A 22,462-nucleotide genomic window follows, 5' to 3' on the forward strand; every position below is an offset into this window, starting at 1 on the left:
CGCTTTGCTCAGGATGACAGCAGAGACTAAAGATTATGCCTCTACTGCGGCCTCTTTACCCAGTACTACAGCGCCTTCCGGCACGTCCTTGAACGACTTACGGGGCTTGAGGCCAAGCAAGGCAAACATCTGCTTGTCAGCGTCGAAATCGGGGTTGGGCGTGGTCAACAGCTTCTCGCCCGAGAAGATGGAGTTGGCACCGGCCAGGAAGCACAGGGCCTGCTCCGTTACGGGCATTTCCTGGCGGCCGGCCGAGAGGCGCACCATGGTGCGGGGCATCAGAATGCGGGCCGTACCAATCATGCGCAGCATTTCCCACACGCTCACGCGGGGCTGGTCGGCCAGGGGCGTACCTTCTACCGGTACGAGGGCATTGACGGGCACGCTTTCGGGGTGGGCCGGCAACGTGGCCAGCGTGTGCAGCATGGCAATGCGGTCCTCGTCAGTTTCGCCCAGCCCGATAATGCCGCCCGAGCATACCGAAATACCGGCTTTGCGCACGTGTTCCAGCGTGTTCAGCCGGTCGTCGTAGGTACGGGTGGTAATGATTTCGGAGTAGTGCTCGGCGCTGGTGTCCAGGTTGTGGTTGTAGGCGTACAGGCCGGCTTCCTTGAGGCGCTCAGCCTGGTACTCGTTCAGCATGCCCAGGGTGCAGCACACTTCCAGGCCAATGTTGTTTACCTCGGTTACCATGTTCAGCACCCGGTCAAAGTCCCGGTTGTCGCGCACTTCGCGCCAGGCGGCACCCATGCAGAAACGGGTAGAGCCGCCGTCTTTGGCGCGCTGGGCGGCGGCCAGCACTTCGGCATCGGGCAGCAGTTTGTGAGCTTGTACGCCGGTGTGGTAGCGGGCCGCCTGGGGGCAGTAGGCGCAGTCTTCGGGGCAGCCCCCGGTTTTCACGCTCAGCAGGGTGCACACCTGCACCTCGCCGGTCGCCTGCGTTTCGGCATGAATGGCGGCGGCTTGGGTTACCAGCTCCAGCACGGGCTGGTTATAGATAGCTTTTACTTCGTCGAGGGTCCAGTCGGTACGGAGGGTCATGGGGCGGGGAAGAAGGGTTTCGGTGGTTGATGGGCGCGCTGCACGGCGGCAACACGGGGCGGCCCGCTGGAGCCGAGACTGCCAGCGGGCCGCAAGATACATGAGAAGCCGATTCCGGCCGCGCTTAGAGCGTCCGAATTACCCGGCAGGGGTTACCCACGGCCACCACGCCGGCCGGAATACTGCGCGTGACCACGCTGCCCGCGCCAATGGTAGTACCGGCCCCGATGGTGACACCGGGCATCACCAGCACACCAGCCCCCAGCCACACATTATCCTCAATGGTGATAGGGCGGGCAAACTCCCAACCGGCAACGCGCGGCTCTACTTCCACCGGGTGCCCGGCTGTGCTTAGCACCACATTCGGGGCAATAAACACGTTGTTGCCGATGATAACCGGGGCACAATCCAGGATGGTGAGGTTGTAGTTGGCGTACACGTTGCGGCCCAGCCGGATGTTGTAGCCATAGTCGCAGCGGAACGGGGCTTCCAGGTGCGCATCGGTTTCATAGCCAAGCAACTCGGCCAGCACCGTACGACTTAAGTTGATGGGCTCCTGGTTGTAGCGGTGGCAAAGCTCTTTGGCCCGGAGGCGCTCAGCCACCAATATGGGGTCGTTGGCGAGGTACAGTTCCCCCGTCAGCATGCGTTGGTTGTGTGGTAGCTCCATCCGAGTTGGTCTGATACTGGCAACGGGTGGTGCTGCCCGGCGGCTAAGTTAGCATTAGCTCACGGAGGAGTAAGCCGATTCGGTGGGCGGCGTGGTCGTGCCGCGGGCGTCCCGGGTGTTTTTCTGCACCGCAATGGCCCCGAATAAGCTCAGGAGGAAAGCCATGGCATAAAAGCCCTTTTCGCTCAGCAGCAACGAGGCATTCCACAGCCCAATGGTAAGCAAAGCCACCGCCAGAATAGTAGAGAACCAGCTCAGGCCGTAGTAAATGCCCGTAACCGGCACGCCTTCCAACTGGTCGCGCACCGATTTCTGCAGCGAAATAGCCGAAAACAGACCGTACATCAGCACCGTGAAATAATAGCCTTTCTCATTGAGCGGCATCTGCGCATTCCAGAGGCCCACAAAAAAAGCAGCCATACCGGCCAGCAGCGCGACCCAGGAAGCAGCAATAAAGGCATTGGAAGGTTTGGTGGTGTTCATGGCAGTAAACGATTCAGGGTTGAAAAGTGAACCGGACGTTTCCTTGTCCGACGCCTCAAACATGGCATGCCACCGGCTTTTTTTGGATGCCACCATTTTCATTGTTCAGACTTTTGGTCCTGAGCCTTTTGCTGCTTGTAAAAAGAATGAGTACGCGTTGCTAATACATAAAAACGGCCTTAAATATACTGTAAGCCCATTTTAAGGCATTGGGTGTATAGATGGGAAAGATGGATGAATAGCAATGCATCAGACCTTAAAAATATGCATAATGACTAAGAGAAGACCCCTAAAAAACATAACCGGCCACCTCGATTGAGGTGGCCGGTTATATGGAGTATTGGGAAGCGAGTTGGTTAGCGCTTACCGGGGCGGCTGGCTCCTCGGGTACCGCGGGTGCTGGTTTTGCCCTTCGCCGGAGCGGCCGGGCCTTTGCCGGGGCCAGCGCTGCGGGAGCGGGAGCTGGCTGGGCGGCCGGTTTTGCCAACACCGGCACCATCGGGGCGAATTACCCCACCCCCCGCCGGACGACCGGGGCCGGTGGGCCATTGCAGCGGGTCGGTAGGCTTGGCGGCGGGTTTGGCCGTGCGGGCGGCCGCCACCTTTTTGCGCGTGGGCTTCTCTACCCAGGCACCGGCTGGGCGGTCCTGGCTGGCGCGGGCCGGAGCTGCTTTGGGGGCTCCCTGGCGGCCGGGACGGTCGGCCCAGAACTCGGCGGTGGAGGGGCGCTTGCGGCGGCGCGGGGTGCTGCCGTCGTCGGTGCCGCTGGAGTCCTTAATCATCTCAAACAGCACCTTCAGCTCCTTGTCGCGCAGCTCCCGCCACTCGCCCACGCCCAGGCCCTTCACGTTGATGTTCATCACCCGGATGCGCTCCAGCTGCACCACCTCGTAGCCGAAATACTCGCACATGCGCCGGATCTGGCGGTTGAGGCCCTGCACCAGCGTAATCCGGAAGATGTAGGGCGTTTCCTTGGACACCTTGCAGGGCTTGGTCATGGTGCCGCCCAGCGGTACGCCGCTGGCCATGCCCTCAATGAACAGCTCGTTGATGGGCTTATCCACCATCACAATGTATTCCTTCTCGTGCTGGTTGCCCGCCCGCAGAATCTTGTTGACGATGTCGCCGTTGCTGGTGAGCAGAATCAGACCCTGCGACTCCTTATCCAGGCGGCCGATGGGGAAGATGCGCACCGAGTGCTTAATAGCCCGGATGATGTTGTCCTTGATGCCGGTATCGGTGGTGGCAATGATTCCGGGAGGCTTGTTGTAGGCAATGTACACGGCATCCTCCTCGGCCCGGGGCTCAATGAGGTTGCCGTTCACCACCACCCGGTCCTTGCTGGTTACCTGGTCGCCGATGTTGGCCCGCTTGCCGTTCACGAACACGTTGCCCTGCTCGATATGGCGGTCAGCTTCCCGACGGGAGCAGATGCCACTTTCGCTGATGTATTTATTGAGACGGGTTGCCATGACGGAGGTGCTTAGGGCCGGATGCCTAGTACTTAGGCACTTGGGCGATAGGTAAAAAAACAGGCTGCCGGCCCCCTGAAGGGTCGGCAGCCTGCAAAGATACGGCATTAGCGGCGGGGAGCCTTACGCCGGGTGTGGGGTTTGACCAAAAAACGTGAACAGGGCTGTTTCCAACTCCGTGGGTAAAACAGGGGGCGTTATGTTCCGCAGGGTGAGGGGCTGACCGGTATGCGTAGGAATGAAAGTGCCCTGAGTAGCAGTGAAATGCAGTGTGCCCTGCGTGAATTCGCGTTGGTGTTCCTCGCCTTCTGCATTCATGGCAACAAAGCCCAACGGACTGAGCTGCCCGCTGGCCCGGTCAAAGTACAGCCAAAAGTATACGTCCCCTGGATTTGCACTCTGCACATCCAGGCGTTTGATTTCGAAAATGCTGGCCGATTCAGCTTCAAGCAAATACAGGGGGCGGTAGGGGATGGTCATGGGAGGGGGAAATGGGTGTGACTGGTGTTTACATACGCCAGCATACCACAAAGAAAGCACGGTTATATCTAGGAGATGCTGCGCGGAAAGCGTCGGTGAAAGCCAGCATAGGCGCGAATTGACCTGGTTCGGAATGCTTTAGTATGTGAAGGCGCGTTTAGCAATGAGCACTTTCCGGCCATCACGAAGCAGGTATCGGCGAATCCAAGGGCCCTGTTTTGAGTAATCGTAACTGTATTCCGGCTGGTCACCGGAGTTGTCCAGCCACCAGTTACTGCGTGGTTTGGGTATCACAGTGCGGTTTTCCTTGATTAGGTCGCCCCGGGTGTTGTACTGGTATGTGACGGTGTAGACTGTGGCTCCTTCCTCGCCGTTATCAGTGCGGCGGTAGGTAGCCAGTTGGTTATTCACATAGGTAAGTTCGGTTGCTTCGATTATCTCGCGCTTTAGTCCCTTGGCTTTTGTAAACCTGATCGGACGGTTGGCGGAGTCGAATTCCAAGTTGTGAAACACGTACATCGTATCAGCGCCAGATAGTCCAATCTCGCGGATAATGCGGGTAGAATCGGGGCTATACTGGTAGCTGTACCGGAAAATCTGAACCCGCTTATCTTCGGTGGTCGTAATTCTTTCCTGACAGAGCACACGGCGGTTTGTAAAGAAATACTGCTCGGCTTCAACAAGTTTACGGCCAGCATAACTCCAACTCGCACTTACCCATCCTTGCTCGTCAAACATATACTCGGCCCAGAAACCACTTGGCCCCCGCCCAAAAGCCTGCACTTTTACCCTTTTAGCTCCCGGAAAATGTTCAGCCCGAACATCAAATTCCTGCGCTTGTACTGCCAATGAAAACAGTGGAAATAGGCTCGTGAGCAAAGCAACACGCATAACCTGAAAATAAGCAATCATAGCACAAGGCCAGAATTAAGCAATGTGATAATAGTCTTCTATCACAGCTTCATTTGCTGCTCGCCCCGGTCTATGGCCTGTAGCCACCGGGTGAGGCCGCGCATGTAGGTGGGCTGGTCGTCGTAGAAGCTCATGTGGGAGCCGTTGGGGCAAATGAGAGCAGTGCCGTGCTGCACTTTCTGGGCTATCATGCGCATGTGCTCGGGGTCCATGGTGTCGTGCTTCCCCCCGATGCTGAGCACTGGCACCGTTAGCTTAGGCAGGTCAGCCACCCGGTCCCAGTTTTCCAGTTTGCCGGTGGCTCCAAACTCGCTGGGGCCCTGCATGGTCACGTAGAGGGAGCGGTTGGTTTTGCCTAATGAGCGGGCCGCCGGCTCGGGCAGCGGTACCCGGCACAGGTGCTCCGCGTAGAAATTGGGTTCCAGCAGCTGCATGTAGCGCGGGTTGTCAAAATCCTTACGGGCCTCAATCTGCCGAATTTCGCGCAGCACCTCAGGTTTCATCTGGGGAGCCAGCACTTCATCGGCGTACTTGTTATAGGCCGGGATGCTCATCATCATGTTGCTGATAACAAGGCCTTTCAGGTGCTGCTGATGTTTGAGGGCATACTCGGCGGCCAGAATGCCGCCCCAGCTGTGGCCCAATAGGTAGAAGTTGTCTTTGTCCAGCTTCAGGGCCTGGCGTACCTGCTCCACTTCCTCCACGTAGCGCGGCAGGCTCCACATGCTGGTATCCTGGGGGTTGTCGGAGTTGCCGCAGCCCAGCTGGTCGTAGTAGATAATCTCCACGCCTTCCCGAGGCAGGAAGCTTTCCATGCACTCGAAGTACTCGTGCGTGGCACCCGGTCCGCCATTTAGTAGAAGCAGCCGCATGCGCGGGTTGTTACCAAACCGCTTGGTCCACACGTTGAACTTGCCCTTGGGTGTCGATATGGAAACCATCTGCACGCCACCGGTTTGCACCTGCGTAGTATCGGGGGCGGGGAAGTAGGTGGTGAGACTAAGCGCTTCGGTAGCCTGTTTAGCGGTGGGGGAGGAACAGGCCACGAGGGCTAGCAAAATGCTGGTCAGTAGGCAACGGAAGGCGAGCATAAGGAAAGTATTTGAGGGGAACTAGCAACGCCTTCAATACTACTCAATACAACGCCATTATTGGTGTTGTTGCAGAAACTCTGTTTCATTTTCTGCTAGCTGCATCAGGTGGCGGCGGCCGTGCTGGGCCAAGAAATAGAGGTATTCGTACACAGTAATTTTGCCCAGACCATTAACCGACATCGTAGTTTTATACAGCACCCCTTCCCCGTTTTTCAAGTCAGCAAGTAACTGCAGGCATTCCGTTACTTGCTGCCGTAGCTGCTGCCGCACCTCAGGCAACGGGCGGGTGCCGGTAGGCACCATGTGTTCGGGCCGGATCCAGGCAAACGAATTGAGTACGCCAACTTCCGCCAGCTTTTCTTCCTGAAACGTGTAGGCCGCCAGTTCGGCAGAGAGGTCGGCGGTAGGGGCTTGCTGCAACGCCTTACGCGCGCCCTTCCGGATCAGTAACAGCAGGAAATGATTGGTTAAGGCTGTGTGCTCCAGAATTTCGTTGGCCGTCCAGCCACCGTCGGCAGGGCGGTAGTGCTGGAGGGCGGCGGGGGCGTCACACCAGGTATCCAACGCGGCGAATGTATCGGTAAGGGCCGCCTGAACAGATGCAATATGTGTATGAATTGTCATGAGGATAAGTTGTTATGAGTGGAATAAAAGGAAAGCGGGCCGCTCCGGTAAGGGGCGGCCCGCTGCAAAAGAACGTTTTGCGGAATGCTACTCTTACCCGAGCGTGTGGTACACGGCCTGCACGTCGTCGTCCTCTTCGAACTTCTCAATCAGGTTCATCACTTCCTCCAGCTGTTCGCCTTCCAGGTGTACCGTGGTGTTCGGAATGCGCTGCAGCTGGGCCGATACCACGTTCAAGCCTTTTTCTTCCAAGGCCTTCTGCATCTGGCCGAAGTCAGTAAATGCCGTTTCCACCACAATGTACTCCTTCACCGAGCCGTCTTCCTGCTCTTCCTGGTCGGTGTACACGTCCTCGGCACCGGCGTCAATCAGCTCCAGCTCCAGCTCCTCGGCGTCGAGACCCTCGGCGGCCAGCTTAAATACGCCCTTGCGGGTGAAAGTGAAATCCGACGAACCGGCCGTGCCCAAAGCGCCGTTGCCCCGGTTGAAGTACATGCGCACGTTGGCCACGGTGCGGGTGGGGTTGTCGGTAGCGGTTTCAATTACAATGGCTACGCCGTGAGGTGCATAGCCCTCGTACACCACTTCCGAGTAGTTACCTTCCTCCTTGCTGCTGGCGCGCTTAATGGCAGCCTCCACGCGGTCCTTGGGCATATTTACACCCTTGGCGTTTTGCATGGCCGTGCGCAGGCGAGAGTTGGTATCGGGGTTAGGGCCGTTTTCTTTGACGGCAATAACAATTTCGCGGCCGATACGGGTGAAGTCTTTCGACATCCGGTCCCAGCGCTTCATTTTGCGGCCTTTGCGGAATTCAAACGCGCGTCCCATCTATCAGTGAGTTGGTGAAATAGTGAATGAGTAAACTAGCCGTTCGGCAGGGTGGAGCCGAAAGGGGCCGCAAGTTAGCCGAAAGGCTCGGCAAGGACAACCTCCGCGCCCAGCAGTGGTGTTGGGTCGCCAGCCAGGCAGAGGTTGCCCCAAACGTAGGGCATTATTGCAGCGTTACGTTGCCGTTGTCGTCGAAGGAGCGACGCACGTTTTCGGTGCCTTTTACCACCAGCCCAAACACTTCCCGGCCGCCCTGGGCGTCTTCGTTCAGAATCATGGCCATGCTCAGCGAGGACACATCGAAGTGAAAGGTGCCGCCGTAGCTTTGCGGCTGCCCCTTGGAGTTGTTGTAGGTGAAGTTGATGCGGTTGCCGTTCACTGTATAGCGGCCCGACTCATCGAAGGTATACGGGCCGTAGGGTCCCGGAATCTTCAGTTTTTTCTCGTAGGTGCCAGCCGGGCCCAGCCACAGGGTGCCGCTCACGCCGCGGGTACGGGTGGGCTCCTTACTGCGAGCCGGGTCGAAAATAACGTAGGCTACGTAGGTGTGGGTACCGAAAAACTGTGCTGGCAGCTTGGCAGCTGGTGCCACGGCTGGTTTCGTTGGGGCTGTTTTGCTGGCCGAAGCAGTCGGGCGGGCTGTTGCTTTAGCTGCCGGCCTCGACTGCCCGTTGGCACTTGCATGCAGCATCAACAGCAGGGCGCCTAGCGTAACCGTACGGAATACCATAGTAAAGGGGAGGGGAGGAAGAGTGGAGACAGGGGCTCAGCCGCACCGGTGTTAGCGAGGACCGGGCTTCACGGCCGTTAGGGTGTAAATGCTCTGGTTGCCAGCTGGAAAGCCAGCAAGGGTGATGGTGAGCAAACCGTTGCGCAGCCGGAACGTGCCCCGGTCGGTGCGGGGCTGGCCATTTTTGCTGTACACAAACCGGATACTATCGGCGGCAAACGTGAAGCGGCCATCCTGGTCGAAGCGCAGGGTGCTGCCGTTGCCGGCCAGCGTCAAGCGTTTCTGGTAGGTACCATCGGGGTTGAGGCGCAACGTGCCGCCTACGCCCTTAGCCGCCATAGGCGTGGAGCTGCTGCCCTTGTCCAGAATGGAATACGACTGGTACGTGTAGGTAGTAAAAAACGAGGGGCTGGTACGGGCCTGGTTGGGCTGACCCGGATGCGCCAGCAGGGCCACGCTCAACGCCGGAATAAGGAACTTCATACGGAAAGATACACGTCGGCCCGGCTTCGTCAAACCGGAAGCGTGAGTAGCCACTGCCGGGCCTCTTCCTGCTGGTCAAAGTCGAAAATCCGGATTTGCGGGCCGCGGGCATGGAGCATGGTGGTAGCCACCCCAAAGCGGGAGGGCCAGTCCATGGAATTAACCCAGGCGAGGGCCTGCACACCGGTTGTGCTTAGCTCCGGCAGAAATTCCTGGCCAATCCAGGCCGCCAATGGCCACCATTCGCCAAAAGCTTCGCTGCTGTCGTTCAGTATCTTGCGGCAGCCCGTTCGACGGACGCTTTCCAGCATCCGCCCGCAATCCTGCCGCACCGATTCAGCATCGTGCGGACCAATCCAATGCACCACTAACATCTCTTCTTGGGCGTTGTACTGGATGGTGAGCGAGGGGGTATCGAGAAGCATAGCAGCAGCCTTTGACTTGTTATGTACGGCCGGCTCTTAAAAATAGTGATTTTTGAATACAGTTCAGCTGTAAGAATAATTCCAGTAAGCTAAGCTGCACCGAGTAGCGCGCAAATTCCCCCTACATTTGAGCATGCCCACCTTTATCCGTGACCTGATTCGGTCTGCCCACGAACTGCCCGAGGCCGATGTGTGCCTAGTTGGTTTGCCCCTTGATTTTGGAACGGTGCTGGAAGGGGGGCGGGCTGGGGCCGCCGGGGCGCCCGATGCCATTCGGCGGGAACTGCGCCGCTACCACAAAACCTACAATCTGGAGCATAATGTGCGTCTCGACGGTCTGCGCATTGCCGATGCCGGCAACCTGGACCTGCGCCACCCCGACCACGAAACCAACCACCAAACCATCCGGAGCGAGCTGGCCCGGCTGCTGAACCAGTACCCCCGCGTGGTAGTGCTGGGCGGCTCCCACGATGGTACGTATAGCACCGTGCGCGGCCTGCGCGACGCCACCGGTGGCTCGGCCGTGGGCGGCATCAACCTGGATGCCCACGCCGACGTGAAGGACCGGCCCGGCTTGCTCAGCAGCGGGACGCCCTTCGGCAAGCTGCTGCGGGAGGAAGTGCTGGCCGGCCCCCGCTTCACTGAAATCGGCTTGCATTCCAACCTCAACACCTGGGAGGATATTGACTTCCTGCACCAGCAGCAGGCCCGCATTGTGCCCCTGGCCCACGTGCAGCAGGATGGCATGCCCGAATACATGAGCCGGGCCCTGCGCCACGCTACCGCTGAGGGGCCCGCCTTCGTGAGCTTCGACGTGGATGGCTGCGCCGAGGCGTACGCCCCCGCCGTAAGTGCTCCCAGCGCCGATGGATTTACGCCGCGCCAAGCCACGCAGGCTGCTTTCCTGGCCGGTAAGGAGCCGGATGTGTTGCTGTTTGAGGTGGTCGAGTTCAACCCCGTTTTCGACCGGGACAACCAAACGGCCCGGCTGGCGGCTACCGTTGTAGCGGCTTACCTCACGGGTGTAGCGGCCGGGCTGGAAGCGTAGACGGTCATTCTTGGGGAGGGGAAGCCGCGCCGCTGCATTTCCCGAGGCCGGTAGTAGTTTAGGCGCAGCATTCCTCCCTGGCTTGCCCTACCTAGCTCATTTTCATGAAGTGTTCTTTACTCTTATCAGGTCTGTTGCTCGGCGCTTTGCCCGTGGCTGCTCAGCAAGCACCGGCCCTGAGCCTGACTTGTCCGGCCCCAACGGCTAGTTCTGCACTGCAAAAGCTGTACTGTGAAACCCGCGACCTGACCCTGCCCGCGCCAGCCGAAACCAGCACCCTGACCGTGGACGCACGCACCAACGGCGGTATTACGGTGCGCGGCTGGAGTGGTACTACCGTGAAAGTGCGGGCCCTGGTAACCGCCCGGGCAGCCACCGTAGCGGATGCCAAAGCGCTGGTAACTGCCGTGAAGGTGACCACCCAGAACAACACGCTCCGCGCTGGCCGGGCCAATGAGTCGTTGGATGGCTGGGCGGTGGACTATGAAGTGCTGGTGCCCGCCCGCACGAATCTGGAGTTGAAGGCAATGAACGGTGGTATTACCATTGAAAACGTAGCGGGCACGTTGCGCCTCACTACCACTAACGGCCCCCTGCTGCTACGCAACGTGAACGGTGACGTGCGCGGCCAGACCACCAACGGCAGCCTCATGCTGCAGCTGGATGGCCCGGCGTGGACCGGGCCGGGGCTGGATGTCAGCACTGTAAACGGGAGCGTAGAGTGGCAACTTCCTGCAAGCTACGCCGCTACCATCCTGGCCCGCACCACGCACGGAAAAGTCAAGGCTGAGCTCAATACCAAGCGCAAAAGCGTGCTGCCGCACAACTTGGCGGCTACCCTCGGGAAAGGAGGCGCGCAACTAAAAGTTAGCACGGTACACGGCAGCATCTCAGTGCAGCAACCCGCCCCGGATACCGTTCCGGTCTCCCCGACTTCGGCGGAGTAAGCAACCTGATAGAATGCGAAAAGCGGCCCTGGCTGTCACAGTCAGGGCCGCTTTTCGTGTTGTCAAGATACTTCGCCGCTTAGCGCGCTACCTCTTCGGTGCGTTGGCGCTTGGGTTCCGCTGCCTTGGGGCGGGGATACTCGTTCTGCTTGTGGGTTTTGTAGCGCTTAATTAGCCAAGCGGCCCCTACCAACGCACCTAGGCCGGCCGCCGCCACTGCAAACTTTGCCCGGATGGGGTCGTGCGGGGCGGGGGGGAGGTAGGCTACGCCGTTTTCATCGGTGCGGGCGGGTGTGCTCACGTAGCGGCCGTGGGCCGGGGCTTTGAAATCATCAGCCAGCCTTTGCAGCTGCTTCGTGTATTTCTCGCCCGCTACGGCCGGACCATGACCGCACCCGATAGCCTCGGGGCGCAGAGCGGCTAGTGCCTTTATCGACTCGCCTACTTGCTGCCAGTCGTAGTTGAACGGGGCCCCGGCAATGCTGATTTCTGGAATCTGCAGCAGCAGCTCCGGTACCGACTCGTGGTTGGCGGTGGCAAAGGCGTCGCCGGCCAGTAGCGTACGGTCCTTTTCCCGAAACAGGGCAATCTGGCCCGGGGCGTGGCCCGGTACGTGCTGCCACTGCCAATCGGGCAGGAAGGGCGGGTCTACGTCGTTGGCCGGGAGCTGTTGCACGTAGTCGCTGAGCTGGAACGACTGAGGCGGGAAGAAGCGGGATACGAAGGCCAGGGAGCCGCCACCGGCCACGGTGGGGTCGGCGGGCGGGTACACGGCCCGGGCCGTGAGGAAGGGCAGTTCCAGCGGGTGGGCCAGTACCGGTACCTTCCAGTGTTCCGCTAAGGCCTGCGCTGAGCCGGAGTGGTCCATGTGCCCGTGGGTCAGAATAATGGCCTCGGGGTGTGTACCAGGATAGAAGAGGTGGTCGGCGGCGGCAATGATGCTTTTCTCGGAACCGGGCAGACCGGTATCCACCAATACCCACTCGCCGGGCGTGCCGGTTTCCACAAAATATACATTCACGAAGCGCTGAATGGTGAGCTGGTGAACCCCAGCGGCTACTTTTTTCATGAGTTCGGGAGGTAGATGAACGGATAGAGGCAGTACGCACTCCGCCCAGCCTTAGATATCCTTTCCCCACAATTTGTACCTCCGCAGTAGGGCCACAACCACCAGATTGAGTACTTTGCCGCTACCAGATGGCCGGGGCATCTACGTTCCTTGGCCACTTACTTTCCCCGTTTTCGCCACTTTTTAGTGCTGTCCACAATGGCCGACTCTTCCAAATCAGCCCTATTCTCACAAACTGAGCAGCAGCTGCAGCAGCAGGGTTTCCGCGTTGAACGCAAGGATGAAAACCGACCCTGGGGTGGCTTCTTCGTGCTGGATGAGAATCAGGCTCAGCAATTTGCAGATCAGTATTTCGATGGATTATCGGTTGATAACCTGCGGATTTCGGGCAAGCTCAGCCCCAAAATCCTGCTGGTGGCCCCGCACCAACGCCTCAGCTGGCAGTACCACCACCGCCGCGCCGAAATCTGGCGCGTGGTGAGCGGCACGGTGGGCGTCATTACCAGCCCCACCGATGAGGAAGGGCCCCTGAAAACCTACGGCCCCGGCGAGCAAATCACGCTGCAACAAGGCGAGCGGCACCGCCTCATCGGCCTCGACGGCTGGGGGCAGATTGCCGAAATCTGGCAGCACACCGACGCCACGCAACCCTCTGACGAGGACGACATCGTGCGCGTGCAGGACGATTTCGGGCGGTAAGCTTTAGGTGCCAGCGCTTTAATCAGGCAGTAACATACCCCGGCTGTTCACGGCCGGAGGGTGTAGCGTGAGTATGAAAAATTATCTTATCCGGTTTAGTATAGTTCTGTTGTTTAGTACAGTTAGCCATATTGTTGCAGTAGCCCAGCAAGTCCGGTTTTCTGAGCTGGTCAGCTTTTTTGAAGGCGGACCGGCCGTGGCTCAGCAGGTATTGTTCCCACGTGGTTGGGTGCATGCCGGGTTCGATACTTTCCAGGACTCGGTACAGCATTGTGCTGGTAAAAGCTACCTGTACGGCTTCCCGCTCACCCCGCCCGATTCGACCGGTTATGGGCAGTGGATCAACGTTGATACAGAAGGTACTTGCCCTCAGGTCGTTGGTTATCAAACCAATAAGCAAGCGGCCATTGAGCTGATGAGGCGCGAATTAAAAAGCCAGTACCGGATGGCCCTCGACAAGAACTACCCTACCTGGGCAGGCCGTCGGCGGGTGACGCATTCTGTCTATGTTGGCCCGGTCTATCGGGCGCAGGTAATTGAGGAGATTGAGAAGGTCAGTAAAGTAGCGCTGAGTGCTCGTTACACGGTATATGTAGGAAAGCTGCTGTAAACCACCCGGCAACACGCAAAAGCCCCAACCGACAGGCTGGGGCTTTGTGCTTATCAACTATTAGTATGCTTTACGCCAGCGCCTTTTTCAAGTCGCTTAGCAACTGCGCCACGCCGGCTTCTTCACCTACTGAGCCGAGGTGTACGCGCAGGGTGCGGCGGCCGGTGTTCTGCAGGGCCTCCAGGTCGCCAGCGGCCTGGGCGTTCTGGAAGGTGCCGAAGGTGTAGGGGCGGCCGGGCAGGGGCAGGTCCTGGGCGTGGTCGGTGGTGAGCTGCAGGAACAGGCCGGTGTTGGGGCCGCCTTTGTGGTACTGGCCGGTGGAGTGCAGGAAGCGGGGGCCGTAGCCCGAGGCCGTGGCAATGTGCAGGCGCTGCTGCACCAGCTGGCGCAGCTCATCCAGCTCGGCGTTCAGCGCCGGGGTTTCCATCAGGTAGGCTTGGATGCAGAGGAAATTATCGGCACCGGCTTGCCCGAAGAAGGCTTTCAGCACATCAACAGCCGTGGCCGTGGAGCCGGCTACAGTGGTATAGTAGCTCAGGCCGTTTTTCTCCAGCACTGGGGCGCTGGTTTGGGGCAAAGAACCACGCTCCACAACCACCTTCATCAGCTGGTCGGTGGCGGTTTTGGCGGCCTGCACGTTGGGCTGGTCGAAGGGGTTGATTTCGAGCACGGCGCTAGCTACGGCCGTAGCTACTTCCCAGCGGAAGAACTCTGCGCCAAGGTCCAGTGCGTCCCGCATCAGGATGGTGATTACCGGGTGGCCGGCGGCTTGCAGAGCAGCTACTTTCTGGCGGTTTTCCGCGTCGGGCTGGTTCTCGTAGCCCACGTATACAAACACCCGGTCCTGGCCGTATACTTCGGGCGTGCCCAGCGGGTCGCCGGCTACGGGCAGAATGCCTTTATCCTCTTTACCGGTGCTTTCCGCAATGAGCTGCTCCAGCCACAGGCCCAGGTCGGTGAGGTTGGAGGGCACTACCAGCGTAAGCTTGTCGCGGCCCTGCTGGGCCAGTACGCCCAGGGCCACGCCCAGCTCCAGGCCGGGGTTGTGGGCCACGGCGCCTTCCGAGCCGGTGGCACGCATCATGGCAATGGCGCGCTCCAGCAGGGTTTTGATGTCAATGCCGTACATGGCGGCGGGCACCAACCCGAAGTAGGAGAGGGCCGAGAACCGGCCGCCCACCTCGGCAAAGTTGAGGAAGATGCGGCGGTAGCCCTCGTTGGTAGCCTGGGTTACAAACTTGGAGCCCGGGTCAGTAATGGCCACGAAGTTCTCGCCGGCTTTCTCGCCCTTCAGCTCCTTCAGGCGGGCGTAGAAGTAGTCGCCGAAAGCCAGGGGCTCGGCCGTAGTGCCCGATTTGCTGGCGACTACAAACAGCGTTTCGGGCAGGGAAACGGCTTCCTCAATCTCGCGCACCGAGCCGGGGTTGGTGGTATCCAGCACCAGCAGGGGCAAGCCGTCGGCACTTTTCTCGAAAGCCTGTTTAAATACGATGGGCGTCATGGTGCTGCCGCCCATGCCCATCACCACCACGTGCTTGAAGCCGGCGGCGCGTACTTCCTGTGCAAATTCCTCAATCTCGCCCACGCGGGGTAGCATGGTTTCGGCCACGCGTAGCCAGCCCATAAAGCTGCGCACGCTCTGCTGGGCTTCGGCGTCCTGCACCCACAGGTCGGCCTGTTTTTGCCAGAAGCCAGCAGTGAAGTCTTTGGCTTTGAAATCCTGAATCTTAGTTTCGACGGCAGACTGGTACGAGCCCAGTTGCAGGGTCATGGCCGGGATAGAAGAAGGGGTGTCCATACAGGGGGTTGGGGTCACAAATGCAGTTCAAAAAAGCAGCCCGACGCCGCAAAATCCCAAGGGTATTCGCTGGCGCAATGCCGCATATTGCCTGCCGAGGTCCAAAACCCGGCGGCCGGGCAAAGGTAGAGAAGTCGGGACATTCCTGCTTTATCGGGCCGGAATATGCCCTTTTTCGGTCAGGAATGGCCGGGCAGCGCCAGCAGGTGGGCTTCCCATTCCTGCTCCAGCCCCGGCTGGGCACCCTGGGGAGCATACTCCAGCATCCAGTCGAGGGCGCCGGCTACGTTGCTGAAAAATTGCACCTCGTAGCGAATGAACGTGCGGCCGGCATACAGCAGGCTCTCCACCACCATGTTGTTGTACACATTGCTGGTGGGCAGCACCAGCGCCACGCGCTCCACGGCCGGCACCGATACCCGGCCCAGCCACTGCGTAGCCAGCCACAGCTGGTCGCTCAGACTCAGGGGCGGCAGCTCGTGCAAATCCAGCACTACCGACCGGACAACTCCGTGCTCAACGAGCTGGGCCACGGCGCTCATACTCAACTGAAACCGCGGTAAGGCGGCATCGGCGGGCTGCCACTGAAAGCGCAGCAGCGCGTATTCGGGAGCAAACTGGGCCCGAATATCGTGTAGCGTCAGTAGCATGTAGGAGAAAGCAGAAAATGCTGGGGTACAAGGGGCAGCGAAAATACGAAACGGTGGAGCTTTCGGATGAGGGTTCTGGAAAAAAAGTAGGTACATGGGTAGGGCTGGCTGGCGCGGGCCGATATTTGCCGGATGAATCCGCCCGTTACCCCTGCGCCCGCTCCAGTTTCGGTGGGCTTGTCGTTGCTGCGCCTGAAATTCCGGCTGCTGAGTATCCTGTCAACAGAATGGGCATTTGCTGAAGCCTGGAAACTGTTTACTACGCCTCGCCGGCTACCCGAGAAAAGCTGGGAAGCGGCAGCCCTGCAGGCAGCCCGCCCGTTTGGAGTAGCGGTGGGCGCCCGTACCGTGCGCGCCTACGAGTGGAACTCTGGTGGGCAACGCACCGTGCTGCTGGTGCACGGCTGGGAGCACCGGGCCAGCTTTTGGGGAGTAGCCGCGCAGGCGCTGGTGAAGGCGGGGTTTCGGGTAGTGGCTCTGGACGGCCCGGCCCACGGCGCTTCTTCGGGTAGCCGCACGACGCTGCCGGCCTTTGCGAGGGCCGTTCAGGCCGTGGCCGATACGCTGGGCGAGGTGCACGGCGTGGTAGCGCACTCGTTCGGGGGAGCGGCCACGGTAGGCGTGCCGGTGCATTTTAACCAGGCCACTGGCGGGCGGTTGCCCCGGCTGGTACTGCTGGCCGTGCCGGGCAGCACCACGGCGGTGGCCCGGCGCTTTGCCGAGCTGCTGCGGCTGCCAGCCGCCGTGGTACAGCGCATGGGGCGGCACATCCGGGAGCAGCACGGCCGCGACGCCGAGAGCTTCAGCCTGGTGCAGGTAGGCCGACAATTTCCGGCGGATAAAGCCCTGCTGCTGCACGATGAGCAGGATGAGAGCATCCCATTTGCCGAAGCCCAGGAAATTGCCAGTAGCTGGCTGGGGTTAGTGTTCCAGCGCACCACGGGTTTGGGACACAACCGGATTATGCGCGAGCCAGCGGTACTGCAACGAATAGCAGATTTCCTCCAATGAGAATTATGGCAGTAGCCGTTCCAGCGCTGGATGACTTGGCACCCTGAACATTTGGAGGGGCGGCGCGTTTATGACGCTAACGCGGCGGATACCTAGCAACGGGTCTGCGGCTGAGGTTCTCATTTCACTCCCAAATCCCATTTGCGTATGTCCGCTTCTACCCGAAACATTATTGCCTGGATTCTGCAGGGGCTGCTGGCCCTGGCGTTTATTGCCTCTGGCGGCAAAAAGCTATTGGACTTACCTGGTACCGTGGGCATGTTCAGTCAGCTGGGGTTGCCCGGCGCATTGGCATACGTGGTGGCCTTTGGCGAAGTGCTGGGCGGTATTGGGCTACTGATTCCGCGTTTCGTGCGGCTGGCCGCTGCCGGCCTCATCATCATTATGATTGGGGCAGTAATCATGCACGCCACCAAAATACCAGGCGGACTGGCGGGCGGCATGCCGGCTATTGTGCTGCTGCTGCTGTTGCTGGTAGTGTTGTGGCTGCGTCGTCCGGCTCCCACTATTGTGTAGCTTTTCCGCAGTTTCCGCTACGGCCGGCCCACTCTCAGCAGTGGGCCGGCCGTCGTTTTTTTACAAGACGTCGTGCCCCTCGGTGGCCAACTCCCGCAGTAGCTCCCGCAGGCTAGCGGGCTCCTGCATCATCCGGGCGGCGTGTAGCAAGTACTCGGCTTCGGCGCGCAGGTGGCGCTTTATTACCCGGATTTCCTGCTCCCGCTTTTTACCGGTGCTGCCACTGAAGCCATTGTCGCCGTACTTCAGCTCGTTGAGCTGCTGCTTCAACTCCAGCAGCTGCTGGTGTAGGGCCTGGGTGTAGCGGGCCAGCGAGGTTTCATCGGTGGCGGAGGTGGGCGTGGTGTCCGAAAGTAACTGCAGCAGGGTGTACAGGTCGTTGGTTTCGTAGGCTTCCGTAATGCGCTGCATCAGCTGAGTGCGGTGCTGCTGGGTGGCTTCGTCGCGGGCCAGGTCGGGGTGGTGGGCGCGGGCCAGCTGCCGATACAAGTCTTTGGTGTTGGTGAGCAGTTGTTGCTCGGCGGCGCGGGAGGCCTGGGCTGCGGCTTCCTCAATGCGCTGCTGTTTGGTTTTACGCCGGGCCCGCGCGGTAGCGGCGGCCTGCTCGTGGGGTGGCAGGGCAGCGTCGAGTGGTTCGGTTGCGGGTGAGGTAGGTGTTACTTCGTCCTCATCATTGGCGGGGGTAGGGCGGCGCGGGGCGTACTTGTGCAGGATGTGGCTGGCATCTTCTCCAAACCGGTCCTGCAATGCCCGGGCGTTGCCCACAATGAGAGTCCTAATCTGCTGTTCTTCCAGGCGGCTGAAATAGCCCAGCAGCAACGCGTTTTCCAGCGGGGCGAGTAGGGCTTCCCGTGCCTGAACCACGGCCTGAGCCGCCGGCCCCACTTGCTGCCAGTAGCGGCGGCGCGCTTCGGCCTGCTCCGCCCGGAGCTCCCGCAGCCGCTGCCGCAACCCCTCCACCTGTGCCACGGCCTCCCGAAACGCCTGCTGCGCTGGGGTGCCTGGCGCTTCGGCCGGGGCCGGGGTGGGCAGTTGGTTGGCAGCTGGCAGGTCGGTAAGCGGGTTGTGCAGGTTCATCCGGCAAAGGTAGGGGGATGGGTGGGTAGGTGGTTGGATGGTTAGGTGGTTGAACGGTCATTGCGAGGCGAAGCCGAAGCACCCGAAGGACAGCGCAGCTAATCCTTCCTTTTTCGAAGTACAATTTCCCTGAGCTACTCAAAAGCCCCTGACGTCCGTGCTGGCGGTGGGGTGTTGCGCTTCTTCATGGCGTAACACTCAGGAAAGGACGGGTTAGCAGCGTTGTCCTTCGGGTGCTTCGGCTTCACCTCGCAATGACCACCCAACTACCCATCTACCCATACAGCTCATACGCCACCCGGAAGGTGTTGCAATGGGCATCTACAATATCGCGCAGCTGCTCGGAGTAGCCGCCGCCCATACTCACGGCCACCGGTAGGCCGGCCTGCTGACATTGGCTGAGCACGTAATAATCCCGCTGGCGGCAGCCAGCATGAGTGAGGGCCAGCTTGCCCAGCTTGTCGGTGGCCAGCACATCCACCCCGGCCTGGTAGAAAACAACATCAGGCTGAACCTCGCATAGCAGACGGGGTAAGGTTTCTTGTAGAATGCGCAGGTAAGTTTTATCGTCGGTTCCTAAACCAAGGGCCAGGTCCAGGTCCGACTGCTCCTTGCGCAACGGGTAGTTGGCCCCGGCGTGCATGCTGAACGTGAACACGCGGGGCTCGTCCCGGAAAATACTGGCCGTGCCGTCGCCCTGATGCACATCCAGGTCCACTACCAGCACCTGCCGGGCCAGGCCGTGGTGCAACAGGTGGGCGGCGGCCACGGCAATGTCGTTGAGTACGCAAAACCCCTCGCCCCGGTCCCGGAAGGCGTGGTGGGTGCCACCGGCCAGGCTCAGCCCGACCCCGTCCCGCAGTGCTCGTTTCGCCGATTCGACGGTGCCGGCCACGCTGCTCAGGGAGCGGCGTACCAATTCGGGGCTCTGGGGGAGACCCAGGCGGCGCACCTCGGCGGCTGAGAGCTGCAACTCGCGCACCCGGTGCCAGTATTCCGGGGAGTGCACCCGCAGAATGTCTTCCTCGGTGGCCAGGCCGGGGTCGTAGAAATCCTCGGGGGCGGCAATGCCCTGCCACAGAAGCTGTTCCTGAATGAGGGCGTATTTGGCAATGGGAAAACGGTGACCTTGGGGCAGGCTGATGCTGTAGCGGACGGAAGAAGCGAGGCAGGGCATAGGGTTTCGCTCAACGCAACCAGGCCGGGGCAGGTTGGTTTATGTCAACAGCAGGCCGTTCAACGGGAGTGGTCCGACGACTTTGAGCTGTCGGATTACTCTGATGTCCACCGGGGCCGCTAGTGCATGTTCCGCTCCTCAATCAGCTTAAAGAAGGCCTCGGCGTACGACTCCCCGATGGGAATAATGACCTCACCCATATAGATGCGGTTTTTGCGGATGGAGTCGATGTGGGCCAGGGCCACGATGTAGGAGCGGTGCACACGCACGAAATCGGGGCTGGGCAGGCGGTCCTCGAAGGCTTTCAGGGAGTTGAGGGTGAGAATGGGCTTGCCGCCGGCGTAAATCTTGATGTAGTCTTTCAGCCCTTCCAGGTAGCGGATGTCGCGCAGGTTGAGGCGCTGGGTGTGGTAGTCGGCCTTCACGAAAATGTAGTCGTCGGCGGACGCTGGGGGCGTCGGGGCCGGTGGTGGGAGCGGGGCCGGCTCGGCGGGGCGCGGAGCCAGGCGGTCCTGGGCTTTTTGGGCGGCCTGCAGAAACCGCTCGAAGGCAATGGGCTTCACTAGGTAATCCACAGCGTTAAGGTTGAAGCCCTCCAGCGCGTAGTTTTCGTAGGCAGTAGTGAAGATAACCAAGGCCTGGGGCTGCATGCTGCGCACAAATTCCACACCCGTGAGGTCGGGCATCTGAATATCCAGAAATAGCACGTCCACCGGCTCGCGTTGCAGCACCGTAAGGGCATCGAGGGCGCTACGGCAGGTGCCCACCAACTCCAGGAAGGGCACGCGCTCCACGTAGGAGCTCAGCAGGCGCAGGGCCAGGGGTTCGTCATCCACGAGCAGGCACCGGAGCATAGGCAAGCAGCAGGGTTAGTTCAATGATAAATTCGTCGGAGGTTTCCTCCAGCAGCAACTGGTGGCGGCCGTCGGGGTAGAGCAGGTTGAGGCGCTGGCGCACGTTGGGCAGGCCAATGCCGGAGTTAGGGTCGTGGGTGCCGGTGGACGCAAAACGGGAGTTTTGCACCGTGAACAGCAGCCGGCCTTCTCGCACCAGCACATCTACGGCAATGCGCGAAAACTCGCGGGCACTCACCCCGTGTTTAAACGCATTTTCCACGAACGGAATTAAGAGCATGGGCTCAATGAGGGCTCCGTCGAGCGGGCCGTCCACGGTGAGGCGGATGTGCACCTGCTCCTCGTCGAGGCGCAGGCGCTGCAGGTCCATGTAGTTGCGCAGGTACTCCACTTCCCGCGCCAGCGGCACCCGCGCGGCATCCGACTCATACAGCATATAGCGCATCAGCTGGGAGAGCTTAAGAATGGCCTCCGGCGTGTCATCGGACTTCAGGTGGGCCAGCGAGTAGATGTTGTTGAGCGTGTTGAACAGGAAGTGCGGGCTCACCTGCGACTTCAGGAAGGCCAGCTCGGCCGTGAGCTGCTTGTTGGCCAACTCCTGCCGGGCCCGCTCGGTGGTAAACCACTCGCTGGTAATGCGCATGCCCGAGCTGATAATCCAGGCCAGCACTCCAATCAGCCACAACCCCCGAGGCGGCCGGGAATAATGGATGGCTCCCGGGGGCAGCGGGTGGTGCGGATGGTGGCCCAATAGCCCCGCCATGCGCACCAGCATGGGCAGGTACACCAACGCCAGCAACCCGGCCGCTACCAGGAAATACAGCCCAAACCGCTGCCGGGCGTACAGGCGCGGAATAAGCACGTAGTAGTTCAGGTAGAAATACCCGGCCACCGTGAGCGGCAACAGGATATTGTGTAACCGGAACGGCGGCGGGTTTTCGGAGAGTAGGCGCGGTACGGCCGCCACGGCCACCCACGCGGCCACGTGCACCACAATGCGCAAAACCTGCTGGCGGGTAACGTGGGAAAAGGAAAAAGCCATGCTGCGAAGAAAGAGAACTACACATACGGAACCGGACCGAAAACCGGCCCAACGGCTACCAAGCCGTTATGCTTAGGGAGCATAACGGCTTGGTGCCTGTGCGGGGCAAGTGCGCTTTAGCGGTTGCCGCCGGGGGGCGGGCCCATGCGTTGCATCCGCTCCTGCTGCTTGGCCTGGTACTTCTGGTACTGCTCCGGCGTCAGTACTTCTTTCAGCTTGGCATCGGTAGTGACGCGCTGAGCCTGCATTTGCTCGCGCATAGCGGCCCGGTCGCCGCCCTGGTTGTTGGCGCGGGCGGCCTGCATGGCCTGCATTTGCTCCTGCCAGATGGCCGTTACCTTAGTTTGCTGCTCGGGCGTAAGGTTCAACTCCTGGGTTAGCTCGGCCATGCGGTTGCCGCGGCCACCACGGCCCTCGGGGCGGCCCTGGTCGGCAGGCTGTTCGCCCTCGGCAGCCTTCACTTTAATCTTGTCCTTCTTGGCTTTTACTTTTTTTACGGGCTCCGTTTGGGCCTGCGCCAGCGGCGCGGTGGTGGCCATGGCGCCGAGCAGGAGTGAGGCAATCAGCAGCTTTTTCATGGAACTGGAAATAGGTTGAGCCACTACCGGAGTGGCGGGGTTAGGAGAATACCCCAAACTTATTAGCCCACCCGCTTCCGTGCGAAAAACATCTGCCAACCCCGTAGTTCCCTCGACGCGCCAACCTCCCCCAACCGACGTAGG

26 protein-coding genes are annotated in these 22,462 nt (G+C 60.3%); 6 read left to right on the top strand and 20 right to left on the bottom strand.

The window, feature by feature from the left end; genetic code table 11:
- Window positions 1-33: 33 nt before the first annotated feature.
- From bioB to LF252_RS03805, 12 genes are all read right to left on the bottom strand, one after another.
- Window positions 34-1,041 (bottom strand): biotin synthase BioB, encoded by a 1,008-nt coding sequence (gene bioB, locus LF252_RS03750; protein WP_226267739.1) that lies wholly within the window; start codon window positions 1,039-1,041, stop codon window positions 34-36.
- A gap of 124 nt (window positions 1,042-1,165) precedes the next feature.
- The gene (locus tag LF252_RS03755; RefSeq protein WP_262904833.1) at window positions 1,166-1,687 is read right to left on the bottom strand and encodes a sugar O-acetyltransferase; all 522 of its coding nucleotides are present in this window, start codon (window positions 1,685-1,687) and stop codon (window positions 1,166-1,168) included.
- Window positions 1,688-1,765: 78 nt separating this feature from the next.
- Window positions 1,766-2,194: an inner membrane protein YiaA gene (gene yiaA / locus LF252_RS03760; protein WP_226267743.1), complete on the bottom strand. Its 429-nt coding sequence runs from the start codon at window positions 2,192-2,194 to the stop codon at window positions 1,766-1,768.
- A gap of 356 nt (window positions 2,195-2,550) precedes the next feature.
- On the bottom strand, window positions 2,551-3,666 hold the full coding sequence (gene rluF, locus LF252_RS03765) for a 23S rRNA pseudouridine(2604) synthase RluF (protein ID WP_226267745.1): 1,116 nt from the start codon (window positions 3,664-3,666) through the stop codon (window positions 2,551-2,553).
- A gap of 123 nt (window positions 3,667-3,789) precedes the next feature.
- Window positions 3,790-4,146 (bottom strand): hypothetical protein, encoded by a 357-nt coding sequence (locus LF252_RS03770; protein WP_226267747.1) that lies wholly within the window; start codon window positions 4,144-4,146, stop codon window positions 3,790-3,792.
- 138 nt (window positions 4,147-4,284) lie between these two features.
- Window positions 4,285-5,058, bottom strand: coding sequence for a hypothetical protein (locus tag LF252_RS03775; RefSeq protein ID WP_226267749.1), 774 nt, complete (start codon window positions 5,056-5,058; stop codon window positions 4,285-4,287).
- Window positions 5,059-5,099: 41 nt separating this feature from the next.
- Window positions 5,100-6,149, bottom strand: coding sequence for a proline iminopeptidase-family hydrolase (locus tag LF252_RS03780; protein WP_226267759.1), 1,050 nt, complete (start codon window positions 6,147-6,149; stop codon window positions 5,100-5,102).
- A gap of 57 nt (window positions 6,150-6,206) precedes the next feature.
- A complete protein-coding gene (locus LF252_RS03785) occupies window positions 6,207-6,776 on the bottom strand; it encodes a DinB family protein (RefSeq protein ID WP_226267761.1) in 570 nt (189 codons plus the stop codon).
- A gap of 93 nt (window positions 6,777-6,869) precedes the next feature.
- Window positions 6,870-7,604: a YebC/PmpR family DNA-binding transcriptional regulator gene (locus LF252_RS03790; RefSeq protein ID WP_226267763.1), complete on the bottom strand. Its 735-nt coding sequence runs from the start codon at window positions 7,602-7,604 to the stop codon at window positions 6,870-6,872.
- Window positions 7,605-7,767: 163 nt separating this feature from the next.
- Complete coding sequence (locus LF252_RS03795) at window positions 7,768-8,334, bottom strand: hypothetical protein (RefSeq protein ID WP_226267765.1); 567 nt, start codon at window positions 8,332-8,334, stop codon at window positions 7,768-7,770.
- A 51-nt stretch (window positions 8,335-8,385) separates the two neighbouring features.
- Window positions 8,386-8,817 (bottom strand): hypothetical protein, encoded by a 432-nt coding sequence (locus LF252_RS03800; RefSeq protein ID WP_226267767.1) that lies wholly within the window; start codon window positions 8,815-8,817, stop codon window positions 8,386-8,388.
- A gap of 29 nt (window positions 8,818-8,846) precedes the next feature.
- Window positions 8,847-9,242 (bottom strand): SpoIIAA family protein, encoded by a 396-nt coding sequence (locus LF252_RS03805; protein WP_226267769.1) that lies wholly within the window; start codon window positions 9,240-9,242, stop codon window positions 8,847-8,849.
- Between the two features lie 133 nt (window positions 9,243-9,375).
- On the opposite strand from LF252_RS03805, the gene LF252_RS03810 reads away from it, so the two are divergent.
- Entirely contained in the window at window positions 9,376-10,290 is a 915-nt protein-coding gene (locus LF252_RS03810; protein ID WP_226267771.1) for an arginase family protein, read from the top strand.
- 104 nt (window positions 10,291-10,394) lie between these two features.
- The gene (locus LF252_RS03815) at window positions 10,395-11,237 is read left to right on the top strand and encodes a DUF4097 family beta strand repeat-containing protein (RefSeq protein ID WP_226267773.1); all 843 of its coding nucleotides are present in this window, start codon (window positions 10,395-10,397) and stop codon (window positions 11,235-11,237) included.
- A 79-nt stretch (window positions 11,238-11,316) separates the two neighbouring features.
- Here the strand turns inward: LF252_RS03815 and LF252_RS03820 are convergent, their stop codons facing one another.
- Window positions 11,317-12,306, bottom strand: coding sequence for an MBL fold metallo-hydrolase (locus tag LF252_RS03820; protein WP_226267775.1), 990 nt, complete (start codon window positions 12,304-12,306; stop codon window positions 11,317-11,319).
- A 198-nt stretch (window positions 12,307-12,504) separates the two neighbouring features.
- Between LF252_RS03820 and LF252_RS03825 the strand changes: the two genes are divergently transcribed.
- Together LF252_RS03825 and LF252_RS03830 are read left to right on the top strand one after the other, a co-directional pair.
- The gene (locus LF252_RS03825; RefSeq protein WP_226267777.1) at window positions 12,505-13,005 is read left to right on the top strand and encodes a cupin domain-containing protein; all 501 of its coding nucleotides are present in this window, start codon (window positions 12,505-12,507) and stop codon (window positions 13,003-13,005) included.
- Window positions 13,006-13,078: 73 nt separating this feature from the next.
- Complete coding sequence (locus LF252_RS03830) at window positions 13,079-13,615, top strand: hypothetical protein (RefSeq protein WP_226267779.1); 537 nt, start codon at window positions 13,079-13,081, stop codon at window positions 13,613-13,615.
- A 70-nt stretch (window positions 13,616-13,685) separates the two neighbouring features.
- Here LF252_RS03830 and LF252_RS03835 read toward each other — a convergent pair whose 3' ends face one another.
- Entirely contained in the window at window positions 13,686-15,413 is a 1,728-nt protein-coding gene (locus tag LF252_RS03835) for a hypothetical protein (protein WP_226267781.1), read from the bottom strand.
- A 179-nt stretch (window positions 15,414-15,592) separates the two neighbouring features.
- A complete protein-coding gene (locus LF252_RS03840; protein ID WP_226267783.1) occupies window positions 15,593-16,063 on the bottom strand; it encodes a hypothetical protein in 471 nt (156 codons plus the stop codon).
- A 132-nt stretch (window positions 16,064-16,195) separates the two neighbouring features.
- Between LF252_RS03840 and LF252_RS03845 the strand changes: the two genes are divergently transcribed.
- Together LF252_RS03845 and LF252_RS03850 are read left to right on the top strand one after the other, a co-directional pair.
- Window positions 16,196-17,074 (top strand): alpha/beta fold hydrolase, encoded by an 879-nt coding sequence (locus tag LF252_RS03845; RefSeq protein ID WP_226267785.1) that lies wholly within the window; start codon window positions 16,196-16,198, stop codon window positions 17,072-17,074.
- A gap of 147 nt (window positions 17,075-17,221) precedes the next feature.
- A complete protein-coding gene (locus LF252_RS03850) occupies window positions 17,222-17,590 on the top strand; it encodes a DoxX family protein (protein WP_226267787.1) in 369 nt (122 codons plus the stop codon).
- 60 nt (window positions 17,591-17,650) lie between these two features.
- On the opposite strand, the gene LF252_RS03855 is transcribed toward LF252_RS03850, so the two are convergent.
- From LF252_RS03855 to LF252_RS03875, 5 genes are all read right to left on the bottom strand, one after another.
- Window positions 17,651-18,667: a J domain-containing protein gene (locus tag LF252_RS03855; RefSeq protein ID WP_226267788.1), complete on the bottom strand. Its 1,017-nt coding sequence runs from the start codon at window positions 18,665-18,667 to the stop codon at window positions 17,651-17,653.
- A gap of 274 nt (window positions 18,668-18,941) precedes the next feature.
- Window positions 18,942-19,844: a histone deacetylase family protein gene (locus LF252_RS03860; RefSeq protein WP_226267789.1), complete on the bottom strand. Its 903-nt coding sequence runs from the start codon at window positions 19,842-19,844 to the stop codon at window positions 18,942-18,944.
- Between the two features lie 119 nt (window positions 19,845-19,963).
- The gene (locus tag LF252_RS03865; RefSeq protein ID WP_226267792.1) at window positions 19,964-20,698 is read right to left on the bottom strand and encodes a LytR/AlgR family response regulator transcription factor; all 735 of its coding nucleotides are present in this window, start codon (window positions 20,696-20,698) and stop codon (window positions 19,964-19,966) included.
- Window positions 20,673-21,740 carry a sensor histidine kinase gene (locus tag LF252_RS03870; protein WP_226267793.1) on the bottom strand — a complete coding sequence of 356 codons (1,068 nt, stop codon included), beginning with the start codon at window positions 21,738-21,740 and terminating at the stop codon, window positions 20,673-20,675. The genes LF252_RS03865 and LF252_RS03870 overlap by 26 nt, the downstream gene beginning before the upstream one ends.
- Window positions 21,741-21,856: 116 nt before the next feature.
- Window positions 21,857-22,318 (bottom strand): hypothetical protein, encoded by a 462-nt coding sequence (locus LF252_RS03875; protein WP_226267795.1) that lies wholly within the window; start codon window positions 22,316-22,318, stop codon window positions 21,857-21,859.
- Window positions 22,319-22,462: the final 144 nt, after the last annotated feature.

Origin of the sequence: Hymenobacter pini, from assembly GCF_020421205.1 — a bacterium.
GTDB lineage: Bacteria > Bacteroidota > Bacteroidia > Cytophagales > Hymenobacteraceae > Hymenobacter > Hymenobacter pini.

Bases quoted from the DNA above. Each gene is read 5' to 3' on its own strand.
- LF252_RS03825 (WP_226267777.1), top strand. From the start codon at position 12,505: ATGGCCGACTCTTCCAAATCAGCCCTATTCTCACAAACTGAGCAGCAG.
- LF252_RS03780 (WP_226267759.1), bottom strand. From the start codon at position 6,149: ATGCTCGCCTTCCGTTGCCTACTGACCAGCATTTTGCTAGCCCTCGTG.
- LF252_RS03855 (WP_226267788.1), bottom strand. From the start codon at position 18,667: ATGAACCTGCACAACCCGCTTACCGACCTGCCAGCTGCCAACCAACTG.
- LF252_RS03865 (WP_226267792.1), bottom strand. From the start codon at position 20,698: ATGCTCCGGTGCCTGCTCGTGGATGACGAACCCCTGGCCCTGCGCCTG.
- LF252_RS03795 (WP_226267765.1), bottom strand. From the start codon at position 8,334: ATGGTATTCCGTACGGTTACGCTAGGCGCCCTGCTGTTGATGCTGCAT.
- LF252_RS03860 (WP_226267789.1), bottom strand. From the start codon at position 19,844: ATGCCCTGCCTCGCTTCTTCCGTCCGCTACAGCATCAGCCTGCCCCAA.
- LF252_RS03850 (WP_226267787.1), top strand. From the start codon at position 17,222: ATGTCCGCTTCTACCCGAAACATTATTGCCTGGATTCTGCAGGGGCTG.
- LF252_RS03770 (WP_226267747.1), bottom strand. From the start codon at position 4,146: ATGACCATCCCCTACCGCCCCCTGTATTTGCTTGAAGCTGAATCGGCC.
- LF252_RS03840 (WP_226267783.1), bottom strand. From the start codon at position 16,063: ATGCTACTGACGCTACACGATATTCGGGCCCAGTTTGCTCCCGAATAC.
- LF252_RS03830 (WP_226267779.1), top strand. From the start codon at position 13,079: ATGAAAAATTATCTTATCCGGTTTAGTATAGTTCTGTTGTTTAGTACA.
- LF252_RS03815 (WP_226267773.1), top strand. From the start codon at position 10,395: ATGAAGTGTTCTTTACTCTTATCAGGTCTGTTGCTCGGCGCTTTGCCC.
- LF252_RS03820 (WP_226267775.1), bottom strand. From the start codon at position 12,306: ATGAAAAAAGTAGCCGCTGGGGTTCACCAGCTCACCATTCAGCGCTTC.
- LF252_RS03790 (WP_226267763.1), bottom strand. From the start codon at position 7,604: ATGGGACGCGCGTTTGAATTCCGCAAAGGCCGCAAAATGAAGCGCTGG.
- LF252_RS03875 (WP_226267795.1), bottom strand. From the start codon at position 22,318: ATGAAAAAGCTGCTGATTGCCTCACTCCTGCTCGGCGCCATGGCCACC.
- rluF (WP_226267745.1), bottom strand. From the start codon at position 3,666: ATGGCAACCCGTCTCAATAAATACATCAGCGAAAGTGGCATCTGCTCC.
- LF252_RS03810 (WP_226267771.1), top strand. From the start codon at position 9,376: ATGCCCACCTTTATCCGTGACCTGATTCGGTCTGCCCACGAACTGCCC.
- yiaA (WP_226267743.1), bottom strand. From the start codon at position 2,194: ATGAACACCACCAAACCTTCCAATGCCTTTATTGCTGCTTCCTGGGTC.
- LF252_RS03775 (WP_226267749.1), bottom strand. From the start codon at position 5,058: ATGATTGCTTATTTTCAGGTTATGCGTGTTGCTTTGCTCACGAGCCTA.
- LF252_RS03870 (WP_226267793.1), bottom strand. From the start codon at position 21,740: ATGGCTTTTTCCTTTTCCCACGTTACCCGCCAGCAGGTTTTGCGCATT.
- LF252_RS03805 (WP_226267769.1), bottom strand. From the start codon at position 9,242: ATGCTTCTCGATACCCCCTCGCTCACCATCCAGTACAACGCCCAAGAA.
- LF252_RS03785 (WP_226267761.1), bottom strand. From the start codon at position 6,776: ATGACAATTCATACACATATTGCATCTGTTCAGGCGGCCCTTACCGAT.
- LF252_RS03800 (WP_226267767.1), bottom strand. From the start codon at position 8,817: ATGAAGTTCCTTATTCCGGCGTTGAGCGTGGCCCTGCTGGCGCATCCG.
- LF252_RS03755 (WP_262904833.1), bottom strand. From the start codon at position 1,687: ATGCTGACGGGGGAACTGTACCTCGCCAACGACCCCATATTGGTGGCT.
- bioB (WP_226267739.1), bottom strand. From the start codon at position 1,041: ATGACCCTCCGTACCGACTGGACCCTCGACGAAGTAAAAGCTATCTAT.
- LF252_RS03845 (WP_226267785.1), top strand. From the start codon at position 16,196: ATGAATCCGCCCGTTACCCCTGCGCCCGCTCCAGTTTCGGTGGGCTTG.
- LF252_RS03835 (WP_226267781.1), bottom strand. From the start codon at position 15,413: ATGGACACCCCTTCTTCTATCCCGGCCATGACCCTGCAACTGGGCTCG.